The following is a 13,586-nucleotide window of genomic DNA, read 5'->3' as shown; positions in this document are numbered from 1 at the left end:
GATCATTATATTTCCATAGAAGGAATTTATAGGAATAACGTCGAAGAATGTTTGTCGAAGAATGTTTAAAGAAGAGAAAAGAAACGCGATATTGCAGAATGAAAGGAGGAATTCCTCTGAACGACAGCGCCGCTCGGCGAGGGGAATCCCCCCGCAGGCAGGGGGGATCTAGCCTTACATCCTAATCGACGGTCAATAGCTGTTCCATGAAACCGCCGATTTCGAGCTTCCGGTCGACGAAATGGATCTCCAAGATCCAATCGCGTGGATGGCCGTTCTGATCCGGGGCTCTCATGGGAACGTGATTGTCGGGATGAATGTAGTTCTCGACTTCTTCGCCTTGGATTTGCTCATGCGGGAATTCGCCGATGAGATGTCCAGCGTGCGGGCCTCCGAATTCCCAGCCGTATTTTGCCGCAAGCCCGCTTACAAAAGCAAACAGCTCGCTGCCGGTAATCTGGGGCTGGGATTGGAAGAAGGCTTTCCCTTCCGCCCATGCCAGAGCGATGTCGCTCTGCAGCTTAAGTTTGTTCGGATCGTCGCCCAGAACGTAGGTCCGGCCGAAATCGGCTTCCCAGTCTTCGAAGATCGGGCCAAAGTCGAGAAACACAATATCTTCGTCGGAGACGGTTAAGTCCGGGGGATTTTCCCGGTAAGGGTACAGCGTGTTTCTTCCGGCCCGTACGATGCGCTTGTGCCAATATTTTTTGATACCGAACATTTGGAACGCCAGCTCGTAAATTTCACGGTTGATTTGCTTTTCGGTTACGCCGCTGCGCAGCAGGCCTTTGTCTTCGATCGCTCTGAACAGCTCGGCCGCTTTCGTCTCGGCCTCCCGCAGGGATAGGTGTCGTTGTGTCAAATAAGAATTCATGCGCTAAGCTCCTTCAGCTTGAATATAATGTTTTGTTCGACCCGGTCATCCACTGGAATTTGCTCTTTGGCGATATGAAGCAGAGGCGCGAAATCCCCGATGACGATGGAATGGAGGGCCTTTTCGAACAGCGGGAGATCGTTCATATCGTTGCCCAGACAAATAAACGGCTCCAGTCCAAGACCTGTTTGCTCCAGGCCCCTCATTTTGTTGACGTTGTTCGAAGTAATATCTAAGATGCCTTCGGCCGAATGATAATGAATCGTTACATCCAACCGGGAAAACATTTCGGCTAATTCTTTAAACCTGCCGCACGAAAGCACGACAATTTTAACGAAAGCTTCGATTCGGCTCACGTCTACGCGTTCCGCAAGCTTGTTTTGGTCCAGACTCGTGAGCAGAGGATGATGCCGATGCGACTTTAAAGCGTAGTTCAGCTTGTCGTCAATGAGATATTCGGCCTGATACTCATCCAGGATAGCTACGATTTCGCGGGCAAGTTCGGCAGGAATGGCATTGAAGTAGAGAGGCTTTCCCCGGTAATGAGCCATCGCCCCGTTCGCTCCGATGAGGAGGTGATCGTGAAACCGCTCGTCCAGTACAGGCAGCATATCGCGGAAAGGCCGCGCGGAAGCGAAGCCGATAAAATGGCCGGCTTCCTGCAATTCCAGTAAACAATCCAGAATGTTTTTCGAAATGGGCCGCCCTTTAAAGCAGATCGTCCCGTCCATGTCGAAAATAAAGTTCATCTGTCAATTCACCTCGCTAGCAGTCATACTACCAATCATAATGCTTTCGGATGATGGCGAAAGGGACAGAATGAATAAATTCAATGGGACAAGTCGCAAGCCGGTTCAAACGGGGCCGAACCAAGCCTCGGTCAACCGCCGGATGCCGGCACGAATCTCATCGCGGCTCAAGGCTCCATAACCAAGCAGTATGGTAGGATACTCGCTTGCAGGACGAAGCCAGTATCTGGATGTCCCGTAAACCTTGACGCCTTTTTCCAACGCCGACGCAAGGAGCTCCGATTCGGATTTCGTTGTTTTCACGGTCAGGAGAGCGTGCAGCCCGGTATCTTTTCCCTCGACCTCCACAAAGTACGACCCGTACCGGGATATGGCTTCGAATAGAGCTTCCCGTTTCTCTTCATAGTGCTTCCGCATCTTGAGCAAATGCTTATGCCAATAACCGCCGGCTATATAGCGGGCCAAGGCCAGCTGATCGAGCCGCGAAACAGGCTGGTCGTATTCCCTTACTTTCAAGCGAAATAAAGGCAGCATCGCCTTGGGAAGCACCAGATAGCTTAGATTGGCGACCGGCAGCAAAGTTTTGGAAATGCTTCCGATGTACACGATTTTCTCGGGGGCCAGACTTTGAATGGACGGCAAATAACGATCGTCATACCTGAACTCCCATTCGTAGTCATCCTCGATGATGTATTTAACCGAATCCGCACCTGCGTGCGACCGGACCCACTGAATCAGCTGCTGCCGTTTGTCTTGAGACATCGCCAGCTTGTTTCGGAATTGCTGGGAAGGACTCACATACACCACATTCGCCCTGCTCTTTTCAAGCTCTTCGATCGAAATACCGTCTTCGGCCAGCGGAATCGCACGGACTTGAAAGCCATGGTTGATCAACGTATTTCTTGCCCCGTCGTAGCCGGGGTTTTCGACGCCGATGATATTCCGGTTCTTGTCCAGAAGCTGACTTAACAGGGATAAGAGCTGCTGAGGCGTGGAGCCGATAATAATCTGCCCGGGCCCGGACACCACGCCTCTGGATTCATACAACAGCCGGGACAGCTCGTTCCTTAACAGGTATTCGCCTTGGGAATGTCCTTCCACTTCATACTTGCTTTGATAATGCGCGATCAGCGTGTTGCGCGCTTTGTTCCATGGATGGAACGGAAAAGCGGACAGCTCGATATTCCCGTATCGAAAATCGATTTGGACATCTTTGTTCAAGGCGTCGCTTGAAGCCGATCCCGGATCATGTACGAGCGTTTCGGCTTGGTGAACAACCTGATAGCCTTTTTTGGGAATGGTGCGGAGGTAGCCTTCCGAGACGAGAAGCTGATACGCGGTTTCAACCGTATTTTTGCTGACCTTCAGCGTGCGGGCGCAGCTTCGAATGGAAGGGAGAAATGAGCCGTACGGCAACTGCCCCAACCGGATTCCATCTTTGAAATAACCGTAAATTTGAAAAAACAAAGGCGATTGAGTCGGCAAAAGTTCTAAGGAAAGCTCACGCATCTTACACCCTCAACTTCGACAAATTCGTATGGATTAATGATGTTTAGTTATAAATAGATATAAATAAATATAATTATACGCAGGTTGAATCCGGGATGTAAACCAGCCTGCGAAGCGGATGTTATAAATAGCAGGTCCTGCATATAAATGATGAATAGAGCAGGTCCTGTGAAACGAAAGGGAGAGAGACAATGAAGCTGGATCATTTGTTTGAGCCGATACGCTTGGGACGGTTGGAGCTTCCCAACCGTGTCCTTATGGGCTCGATGCATACCGGGTTGGAGGGGGAAGAGTCGGGCAGTCAAGCCTTGATCGATTTCTATAAGGAAAGAGCCGGGCAGGACGGTCCGGGCCTGATCGTGACAGGCGGCATTTCCGTCTCGCCCGAAGGGGACGGCGGCCATAATTTCCTGGGATTTTACCGGGATGAGCATTGCAAGCATATGGAAAGCTTGACGGCCCAAGTGCATGCAGCCGGAGGGCGGATCGCCGCCCAATTGTTTCACGCGGGACGGTACGCCTATTCGGATCTGACGGGCATCCCCGCCGTAGCTCCTTCCGCGATTCGTTCGCCGATCCATCGTCACACGCCAAGGGAGCTTAGCGCCGAAGAAATTGACGAGCTTATCGCCCGCTTTGCGGCCAGCGCGAAGAAGGCGGCGGACCTCGGATTCGATGCCGTCGAGATTATGGGGTCGGAAGGGTATCTGATCAATCAATTTTTATCCCCGGCGACCAATAAGCGCACCGATGCATGGGGCGGCTCGTTCGAGCATCGGACAAGATTCGCGCTGCGCATCATTCAGGCCGTCCGCGAAGCGGTCGGACCCGGTTACCCGGTTATTTTCCGGCTTTCCGGCGCCGATCTGGTCCCGGACAGCACGACGGAGGAAGAAACGCTGCAGTTCGCCCGCATGGTGGCCGACGCTGGAGCGGATGCGATTAACGTCGGAATCGGCTGGCACGAATCCCAGGTGCCGACCATCTCCATGATGGTGCCCCGGGCCGGATACATTCACATCGCCGAAATGATCAAACGGGCGGTGAACGTTCCGGTGATCGGCAGCAACCGGATTAACGATCCCCGGCTGGCCGATGAGCTGCTGCAGCGCGGAGCGTGCGACTTGGTGTCGATGGCGCGGCCGTTTCTGGCGGACCCCGACCTGCTGCGCAAAGCCCGCGACGGGCAATTCGACCGGATCAACACCTGTATCGCGTGTAATCAGGCGTGCCTCGATCAAGTGTTCGATGGCCGGCCGGCCTCGTGTCTGGTCAATCCGAGGGCGGGCCGGGAATCGAGATGGAAGCCTTTCAGGGTGCGCCGTCCCCGCCGCATCGCGGTGATCGGAGGCGGAGCCGCCGGGATGGAGGCGGCACGGGCATTGGCCGAAATTGGCGAGCAAGTTGTGCTGTACGAAAAGGAAGACCGGCTCGGCGGGCAGTTGAATCTGGCGAAGCGGATTCCCGGCAAACGGGAGTTTGGCGAAACGCTGCGCTATTATCAGCATGAATTAAGCCGCTTAGGCGTAGATATTCGCTTAAACCATAGTCCGTCGCCCGAGGAAATCGTTGCTCTTGCCCCGGAGCTGGTCGTGCTGGCCAGCGGCATCAAACCGCGAATTCCCGAGCTGCCGGGTACCTCGCTCCCTCATGTAGTGACCTATCAGCAAGTGCTCCGTGGAGAGACAGAGGTTGGGAAGCGGGTCGTTATTATCGGCGCGGGAGGGATCGGCTGCGATCTGGCGCATTACTTATCCGAGCAGGCGGAGCGTGAGATTTATCTGCTTCGCAGGAAAGGCAAACCCGGCGAAACGCTCGGCAAAACGACCCGTTGGGCGCTTCTGGCGCATCTGCGGCAGAAGAAGGTTCAATTTCTGACCGATTTAAGCTACGAGCGCATCGATGAAGACGGCGTTGTCATACAGCTGCAGACGGAGCGCGGGCCGGAAACGAAAAAAATTCCCGCCGACACCGTCATCCTCGCCGCCGGACAATTGTCCGAAACGTGGGACGAGACGCTCGTGCAGCGGGCAGGGATTCCTGTCGTCAAGATCGGCGGGGCCCGCTTCCCCGGAGAGCTGGATGCCAAGCGAGCCATCTATGAGGGCGCATGCATTGCTTATGAGGAAGGCAGGCTTGCGATGACCGAATAACGATATGGAGGGGTAAGCATGGAAAAAGCATGGTACAAGGTGTGGCCCAAAGATGTTCCGCGGCATTTCATCTTTGAAGACAAGGTCCTGGAAAACTATGTTGAGGAACATGCACGAACGAATCCCGACGATACGGCGGTTTACTTCTATGGCAAGATCATGACGTATGGCGAGCTGGCGGACATGTATTTGCGGCTCGCCTCCCAGCTGCATGCAAGAGGTGTCGGCAAGGGCGATACCGTCGCCCTCTATATGGAGAACAGCCCGCAGTTTATCATGGCCTTTCTGGCCGTGCAGCGTCTGGGCGCGATCGCGGTGCCCATGAATCCGATGTTCAAGCGGGCGGAGCTGAGCCATCTGCTGGGCGACGCCGAGCCCAAGGCCATTTTCGTTCAGGAAAACTTGCTGGAGCATTTGTGTCCGGTTTTGCCGGAGTTTCCCGGGCTGCGGATCATCTCGACGGCGCTGACGGATTTTGCCCCCGATCATCCGGAGTTTCCGATGTCGTTCGCTCCAATGGAGAGAACGATAAGCAGGCTTCCGGGAGAGGAGCGCATTCTGGAGCTGATCCATTTCGACGATCCGATCCCCCCGGCCAATGCCTGCTTGGACGATACCGCCGTGCTGCAATACACCTCAGGAACGACGGGCATGCCCAAAGGCGCGGAGCTGACGCACCGCAATATTGTAGCCAACGCGTTTTCGTTCAGGGACGGGGTGGGAACGAAGCCGCGCGACCGCCATCTGGCGGCGATGCCTTTGTTTCATGTTATCGGGCTGATCAACTGCATGGGGTCGCCGCTTTGCAATGGGGGAGCGATCATGCTGTTCCACCGTTTTGTGCCGGACGTCGTTCTGGAAGCGATTCACAAGCTGAAAATCCAGCATTGGGTCAGCACGGCTACGATGAATATCGCGGTCATTAACCACCCGAACGCGGGGAATTACGATCTGTCTTCCCTGTCGGGATGCCTGTCGGGGGGCGCTCCGGTGCCGAAGCCAATTTTTGAACGCTTCTACGAAGTCACCCGCACCCGGCTGCTGGAAGGCTACGGGCTGAGCGAGACAACGGCCCAGATTACGATGAATTTTATGGAAAACGCGAGGATTGGCTCAGCCGGCATCCCGCTGATGGATGCGGATGTTCGCGTCGTTGCCATGGACGATCCGACCGTGGAGGTTCCGCCCGGACAGCAGGGAGAGCTTGCTTTCAAAGGACCGATGGTCATGAAGGGCTATTGGAAAAACCCGCAGGCTACGGCGGACGCGTTTGTCGACGGATGGTTTTTGACCGGGGATTTGGGATACGTGGACGAGGACGGCTATGTCCATATTTCCGGCCGGAAAAAAGAGCTGATCAAATCGTCGGGCTTTTCCGTCTTCCCTAACGAAGTGGAGAGCATCATGCACAAGCATCCGGCGATTAAAGAGGTGTGCGTCGTTGGCGTAGCCCACGATTACCGGGGCGAGGAAGTGAAGGCGTATGTCGTGCTCAAGGAAGAAGCCGTCGGGAAAGTGACGGAGCAGGACGTCGTCGAGTGGGCCAAAGAGCACATGGCCGTATACAAATATCCGCGCAAAGTCGAGTTTTTGAACGAGCTGCCCAAGACCGGATCGGGCAAATTGCTTCGCAGATTGCTTTACGAACGGGCGAATCAGATTCAAGAGGCGTAGGCGGACATAGAGCCGTTTTATGCGCGCTGAAGAGGTTTTCTCATTGACGAGATCGTGCCGGAGCCGGCTGCCATAGAGATCTCTGCGACAGTCTTAACTTTATAAAAAATTGACCTAAGGCTAATTGACAGCCATGGTAGATTACAGTATTCTAAAAAAAAAGGAAAGCGGTTCCAAAACGACGAACGTGTGCAGACACCCGGTGGTGAGCCCGTTTTCGCTATGGTGAACGCTTTCCTTTTTTTGTTGTTTTCCGATACGGACATCTGGTTGTACTCGCATAGAGGTTTCAGTCTGACATAAAACCTTGTAAGGAGGGATGAGTACTCGTAGATTGACCGGTTGCAGGCTGCAAGTGAAATTGAATGATGGGAGATGAGGTTATTATGAAAAAAGTATTTACCGTCATAGCCCTGGGGGCCATGATGACGACGGCTGCGCTGCCTGCGGGGGCCGCATCGAACGTGCCGAACGCCTCCGAGGGCGGGCTTGTGCCAATGGCGGCACCGCGATTTATCGGGGAAACGTGGGTTGCCCCGCAAGGCATGTCGAACGAAGAAAAGGTCTGGGGCTATTTGGAATCGAGGAAAAGCGTTCTCGGACTGGCAGGGGATACGAAGCAAAGCATCCGAATCACACAGCAGGTGACCGATGCCGAGACCGGAACACACCATGTCCGCTTGAAGCAGTATATCCAGGGAATTCCCGTATTCGGCGCGGATCAGACGCTGCACTTTGACAAGCAGGGCAATGTTACGTCGTACATCGGAAGCACCGTCCCCGATTCGGGACAGCAGTCCTTGGTCCCTCTGACGCCCAAAATTAGCGCGGAGAAGGCGATTGCGATCGCCAATCAAGACACCGAGAAGCGGATCGGCAAGCTGGGCAGCCAGCAGAGGGAGCAGACCGCGGAGCTGAATATTTATCCGTCCAACGGGGAAAACCTTCTCGTTTACATGACCGAAGTCAACGTGCTTGAGCCTTCTCCGCAGCGAGTGCGTTACTTCATCAACGCGGACAACGGAAATATCGTCAACAAGTACAGCATGCTCGATCATGCTACCGGTACGGGCGTAGGCGTGCTTGGGGATACGAAAACCTTTACGACTACCGCAAGCGGGTCGCAGTATGTGCTTCAGGACAGCACGCGCGGAAGAGGCATTTATACGTACTCTGCGAATTATAGCCAGTCGCTGCCGGGCACGCTGTTGACGGATTCGGACAATGTATGGACCGACCCGGCCGCGGTTGACGCGCATGCTTACGCCGAAGTCGTCTACGACTATTACAAGAACAACTTTGGTCGGGATAGTCTGGATGGCAAAGGTCTCGCGATCAAATCCAGCGTTCACTATGGCCGGAACTATAACAACGCGTTCTGGAACGGCGTACAGATCGCCTATGGCGATGGGGACGGCAACTTATTCCGCACCTTCTCGGGGGATCTTGATGTTATCGGTCACGAATTGACGCATGGCGTGACCGAGCATTCGGCGGGATTGATATACCAAGGCGAATCCGGCGCGCTTAACGAGTCGATATCGGATATTTTCGGCAACGCGATTCAAGGGAAAAACTGGTTGATCGGCGACGACATTTACACGCCGAACAGGCCGGGCGACGCTTTGCGGTCGATGGAAAATCCGGAGCTGTACAACCAGCCGGACCATTACAGCAAGCTGTATCGGGGCTCTGACGATAACGGAGGTGTGCATATTAACAGCGGGATTAACAACAAAGCGTTTTATTTGCTGGCAGAAGGCGGCACGCATTACGGGGTGACGGTCAAGGGAATCGGTCGCAGCGATGCGGCAAAGATTATGTATAAAACGCTTACATTATACCTGACGCCAACCTCCAATTTTGCGGCCATTCGCGCTGCGGCGATTCAAGCGGCTACCGATCTGTTCGGGGCGAACTCCACGCAGGTCAACTCCGTGAAAGCCGCCTACGGCGCCGTAGGCGTAGGAAGTCCTCCGGCGCAAGACACGCAGCCGCCGACCGCGCCGACCGGCCTGACATCGATAGGCAAAACGCAATCGAGCGTAACCCTGTCATGGAACGCCTCCACGGACAACGTAGGGGTGACGGGCTACGATGTGTATAACGGCTCCGCCTTGGCCGTATCCGTTACAGGAACGACGGCTACCGTGAGCGGATTGGCGGCCGGAACGGCCTACACCTTCACGGTCAAAGCGAAGGATGCGGCAGGCAACGTATCGGCGGCAAGCAGCCCGATCACGGTAACGACGTCCACGTCCTCCGACCCGGATACGCAGCCGCCGACCGCGCCGACCGGGCTGCTTTCGACCGGCAAAACCTCGACGAGCGTATCCTTGTCATGGAATGCTTCCACGGATAATGTCGGCGTGACGGGGTACGACGTGTACAATGGCTCTGTTTTGGCCGCATCGGTTACAGGCACAACGGCCACGGTGAGCGGATTGACCGCCGAAACCGCCTATACCTTCACGGTCAAAGCGAAGGATGCCGCCGGCAACGTATCGGCCGCAAGTAACCCGGTAACGGTGACGACAGATACGGCATCGACGGTGCAGCCATGGGCGCCGTACGTAGCGTATAAGATCAATGACCTCGTAACTTATGGCGGCAAAACGTATAAAGCGCTTCAAGCCCATACCTCGCTTCCAGGATGGGAGCCGGCGCTTGTGCCGGCTCTGTGGAGCTTGGTGGATTAAGCGTTGGAAGGAATAAGAGGCCGTACCTGTTAGCAGGTGCGGTCTTTTTTTGGTTGTAGGGCAGAGTAAATCGCATTTATTTATAAAATCACCAAATTTTGATGTTGTACGTGTACTACAGTTGAGGCTTTCCAAGAATCAAGAACGCACGTAAGCAGGGCTATTGACTATATTGTTTTCTTACCTTCATGGCAAGTGTAGTAGTCATATTGCCATTGTTTTTTGAGCAGGATAGATCGTAAGTATTGGTTTATGTATTTCTAAAAAGATGTTTATAGAAGGAAAGACCTAATATACAATATCTTTTTTATTTGGTAAAATAATACTCACGGTTTACAGCCAATCTCCTCCTAGTAATTTCAAGGATTTTACTCTGGACTGTGCTGGTTGTGAGAAGGTAGTGATTGCAGCATAGGTTTCTGCGGTAGAGAGTGGAAGATTTTTCAAAAAAGGGTTTATACTTTCTCGCGCATCAATGATTTTTAATTTATGAACGGCTTGATGTAACTGCGGAGTTAATTGAATCATCATGTCTGGTCCCCTTATCTGCCATGTTTAATTAAAAAATAGTATATCAAGAAAATTGTGAAAAGTAAGCATGCGGGAGAGTTTTATGGGGAAAAAAATAATACTGTTGCTTTTTGTGTCGATCTTCATTGGACTACAGATTTGGTGCTCTTCTATTACATTTAATTCTCCATTTTTAGGTATTTATCTTGGATTGAATCAACAAAACGAATGGGTTGTTACTGAATTGGCTGAGGAAGGTGCTAGTAGTAATCTTGACATTCAACTTGGGGATGTTATAAAAAAAGTTGACGGAATACTTCCTGATCAAAATTTAATAATTACCTATTGGAGCGCTGTAGAACAAGTACATAGCATTGTACTATCAAGAGACGGATTGGAACACGAGGTTGTTGTTAGTGATAAAGATCTCTTCACCTATACTATTCTTCCGTTATTAGAGGAAGGATTATGCTTATTTATGGCGGGATTGCTTTTCTTGAAAATGCGTCGTTCGCCATCAGCTAAGCTGCTTGCGGTTGTCTTTCTAACTTGCGGAATTATATATATGAGTCAAGGGGCGTCTGTTAGAGGAGACACTATAGGCAAGATCCTAATGGGTAATTTTATGGTGCTGCTTCCAGTGGTTTTTTATCATTTTCTAGTTGTATTTTTTGAAGAAAAAGGGAGTGTTAAATTACCTGGTTGGATTTTAAAATATTTATATTCAATCGTAGGGATTGGATTTTTGATAAAACTTCTATATTTTTATCCTCCCATGGTATCAAAGATTTATGCGTGTGATGGTTCTGTTGTCATGAGTTTTTTTATCGCAGGATTTTTAACTAATATTGTAATTTTAACTTTCCTGTATCTTAGAGTTCGCAAGGAAAAATCATATTTGTTAAGCATTGTAAGAAATGTATGGCTCTCTTTGCTTATTTCGTTTTTACCGGCCATATCTTTGTCGTTTCTTCCTTATTTGCTCGTCGGTACTCAATATATCAATGGCTTATATACAAGCTCGTTCATCTTATTCTTCCCGATCTCGTTCGCATACTTGATTGCCTCGAACCAACTATACGATATCGGTCTGGTGCTTCGGCGCTTTGGTTTTGCCAGTCTGCTTGCCCTTGTACCGGCGGGGTTATTTACCGCAATCTTCGCATTCCTATTTCAGAACTTCGCTGACGAGAAGCAGATTTTGTTTATTTTTGCAGGCTCCGTCGCCATGATTTCCTTCGTCCTGTATTCGGTTGAATATTTTACAACGAGACTTGAAGCGTTTTTATTTCCGAGAAAGTTCAGGTTGCGTACCGCTTTGAAGAAAATTTCCAAGAACCTTGGGGTCATCTCAAGCTTTCGCGAGTTGAAGGACATTGTGCTCGTGGACATTGTTCAGACGCTCGAAGTGATGGGCGGGGCCATTGTATTCCAGTACGAGCACGATACCGAGATCATCGCCGAAGGGGACATCGATGCGGCCGAGATTAAGCTGCTGCTTCAAACGTCGGCTTTGTCCGAGCACCCGCTGTACACCTGTATTGAGATTCACCGGCATGAAGAATATACAAGCTATTTGGTTATCACACGAAATAAAGCCAACACCTTGCTGGGCAAAGAAGAAATCCAATGGCTGCACTTGATTACCTCGTACCTGGAAGTCAGCTTGGAGAATGTACACCTGATCCGCAAGCTGACTGCGAAAATGCAGCTTCTTGCTTCGCAGCTTCCGAACGAGCAGTCGGCGCAGGACATTCAGTGGTTCCGCAAAGTCATGTTCGAATTGCAGGAAGAGGAGCGGCTGCGGATTGCGGCTGATCTGCACGACACGACGATGCAGGACTTGTTTTTTCTCAAACGGAGATTCATTTCTTTGCTGGACAAGTACGCGATGAATAAAGAAGATAAAGAGCATCTGAACAACATCGTCAATTTCGTAGAGATGATCAACAACAGTCTGCGCCAGAGCTGCTTCGAGTTGAATCCGTTTCTGCTGAAGGAAATCGGGCTAATCGAAACGGTAAGGTCGTATCTCGACAAGGAAGCGTACCACGCGCCGTTCGTGCTCAAGTTCAAGGAGGAGAGGGCGTCCGCCATCGAAGCGAAGGACTTGACGACGAAGAAGCATATTTTCCGCATCATTCAGGAGCTGCTTAACAATGCGAAAAAGCATTCGCACGCTTCCCATGTCACCTTCACCATGACGGTTGCGGACCATGCTTTTGTATTAACTTATGAGGATGACGGCGTCGGGTTCAATCGTATGGAACCGCGGCGCATGGAGATTGGATCTTCCGGGATGGGCGTGGAGCAGATGAAAGGCCGCGTCCTGCATTTGAACGGGCGGCTGGAGCTCGATTCGCGAGAGGGCGAGGGGACGAAGCTTGTCGTTACGATCCCGATCCGCGAGACAATGTCCGTGTGAATGGAAAGATAAACGAATACAATTGTCCTTTAAAAAGAGGGGTGCAAGCCCCTCTTTGCTATTTTCGCCGAGAGCTAAATCGCGAATAATAGATTTCAACTCGTCTTTCCCAAACGTCTTTTGTTCGTATATAATTTACATGAAATACAATGCGAAATTTTCCCATTTTATAAGGAGCTGCTCCAACATGAGATATAACCATATTCTTGAAATCATAAGAAAGAATCCTTCCAAGCATCAATTTGAATCATTATCCGAGGCTGAAGTACAAAGAGAAATCGTCGAAGGTATTCCTCAAGACTATATTGATTTTCTTAGGGAAGTTGGCTATGGCACTGTCAACGGGACGTGTTTTAATTTTTACGGCGGTTTAGTTGAAGTGGACGAAATATTAGGTCATCTATACGATGAGGACTCGCATCCCGAGCTAAAGGATGTTTTATTGTTCGGCGATAATTTTAGCGGAGATGCGGTGGGGTTTTTAACTACGGATCACTGGGCGATTGTTGAAATATGGCATGATGATGATTTATCTATTAATCCAACAGAGGAAAAGACCTTCGAAGAATTTGTTGTCAACATGTTTGAGCAATTTAAATAAATGTTAAGCCTAAAAACGTCTCATTCGGGAGGTAGGCTATGAGTGGATGGCTATGGGGCCTGATCGCGGTCGTCGTGGTCGTGGTTTTTATTGTCTTGGTTGTGGGGGCGTACGCGAATATGGTCGCAGACAAGGATATCGACTTCAAGCGGGATGCGGATGGTAAAATCACCTTGCTGGATACGCCGCGCATGCGTGACGGCGCCGCCTTTGCCTACGACCAGACGATTGAGATGGAAAAACGAGGCCACAAAATGTCCAATGGGATGAGTTGGAATGAACGTTGGCTTGGCACGATCCGGTCGATAAGAGGGAACACCGAGAATCCCGAATGGTATGTCCAATACATCATCGAGCAGCGGCGGAAGGCGGGGCTTCCGGAACTAGAGGGG

The 13,586-nt window shown here is 51.4% G+C and carries 10 protein-coding genes; 6 read left to right on the top strand and 4 right to left on the bottom strand.

The window, feature by feature from the left end:
- Positions 1-181: 181 nt before the first annotated feature.
- The 3 genes from PEH01S_RS05205 to pdxR all read right to left on the bottom strand — a co-directional run bounded on the left by PEH01S_RS05205 (position 182) and on the right by pdxR (position 3,132).
- Complete coding sequence (locus PEH01S_RS05205; RefSeq protein ID WP_127484185.1) at positions 182-874, bottom strand: M24 family metallopeptidase; 693 nt, start codon at positions 872-874, stop codon at positions 182-184.
- Positions 871-1,623, bottom strand: a complete 753-nt coding sequence (locus PEH01S_RS05200) for an HAD-IIB family hydrolase (RefSeq protein ID WP_127484184.1) — start codon at positions 1,621-1,623, stop codon at positions 871-873. The genes PEH01S_RS05205 and PEH01S_RS05200 overlap by 4 nt, the downstream gene beginning before the upstream one ends.
- Before the next feature lie 105 nt (positions 1,624-1,728).
- Positions 1,729-3,132, bottom strand: coding sequence for a MocR-like pyridoxine biosynthesis transcription factor PdxR (gene pdxR / locus PEH01S_RS05195; RefSeq protein ID WP_127484183.1), 1,404 nt, complete (start codon positions 3,130-3,132; stop codon positions 1,729-1,731).
- 191 nt (positions 3,133-3,323) lie between these two features.
- Between pdxR and PEH01S_RS05190 the strand changes: the two genes are divergently transcribed.
- The 3 genes from PEH01S_RS05190 (at position 3,324) to PEH01S_RS05180 (ending at position 9,658) form a co-directional block, all read left to right on the top strand.
- The gene (locus PEH01S_RS05190) at positions 3,324-5,285 is read left to right on the top strand and encodes an NADPH-dependent 2,4-dienoyl-CoA reductase (protein WP_127484182.1); all 1,962 of its coding nucleotides are present in this window, start codon (positions 3,324-3,326) and stop codon (positions 5,283-5,285) included.
- Between the two features lie 18 nt (positions 5,286-5,303).
- Positions 5,304-6,959, top strand: coding sequence for an AMP-binding protein (locus PEH01S_RS05185; RefSeq protein ID WP_127484181.1), 1,656 nt, complete (start codon positions 5,304-5,306; stop codon positions 6,957-6,959).
- Between the two features lie 386 nt (positions 6,960-7,345).
- Positions 7,346-9,658 carry a M4 family metallopeptidase gene (locus PEH01S_RS05180; RefSeq protein ID WP_127484180.1) on the top strand — a complete coding sequence of 771 codons (2,313 nt, stop codon included), beginning with the start codon at positions 7,346-7,348 and terminating at the stop codon, positions 9,656-9,658.
- Positions 9,659-9,991: 333 nt separating this feature from the next.
- On the opposite strand, the gene PEH01S_RS05175 is transcribed toward PEH01S_RS05180, so the two are convergent.
- Positions 9,992-10,189, bottom strand: coding sequence for a hypothetical protein (locus PEH01S_RS05175; protein WP_127484179.1), 198 nt, complete (start codon positions 10,187-10,189; stop codon positions 9,992-9,994).
- A gap of 877 nt (positions 10,190-11,066) precedes the next feature.
- Here PEH01S_RS05175 and PEH01S_RS05170 point away from each other — a divergent pair.
- The 3 genes from PEH01S_RS05170 to PEH01S_RS05160 all read left to right on the top strand — a co-directional run.
- Complete coding sequence (locus PEH01S_RS05170) at positions 11,067-12,593, top strand: sensor histidine kinase (RefSeq protein WP_164827682.1); 1,527 nt, start codon at positions 11,067-11,069, stop codon at positions 12,591-12,593.
- Between the two features lie 187 nt (positions 12,594-12,780).
- Positions 12,781-13,194, top strand: a complete 414-nt coding sequence (locus PEH01S_RS05165; RefSeq protein WP_127484177.1) for an SMI1/KNR4 family protein — start codon at positions 12,781-12,783, stop codon at positions 13,192-13,194.
- A gap of 38 nt (positions 13,195-13,232) precedes the next feature.
- Positions 13,233-13,586: hypothetical protein (locus PEH01S_RS05160; RefSeq protein ID WP_127484176.1), on the top strand; the 354-nt coding region annotated here is incomplete at its 3' end.

Source organism: Paenibacillus ehimensis NBRC 15659 (assembly GCF_004000785.1).
Taxonomy (GTDB): Bacteria; Bacillota; Bacilli; order Paenibacillales; family NBRC-103111; genus Paenibacillus_G; species Paenibacillus_G ehimensis.
Note: the sequence above shows the minus strand (reverse complement) of the source record. Positions and strands in the feature narration are given on the sequence as shown.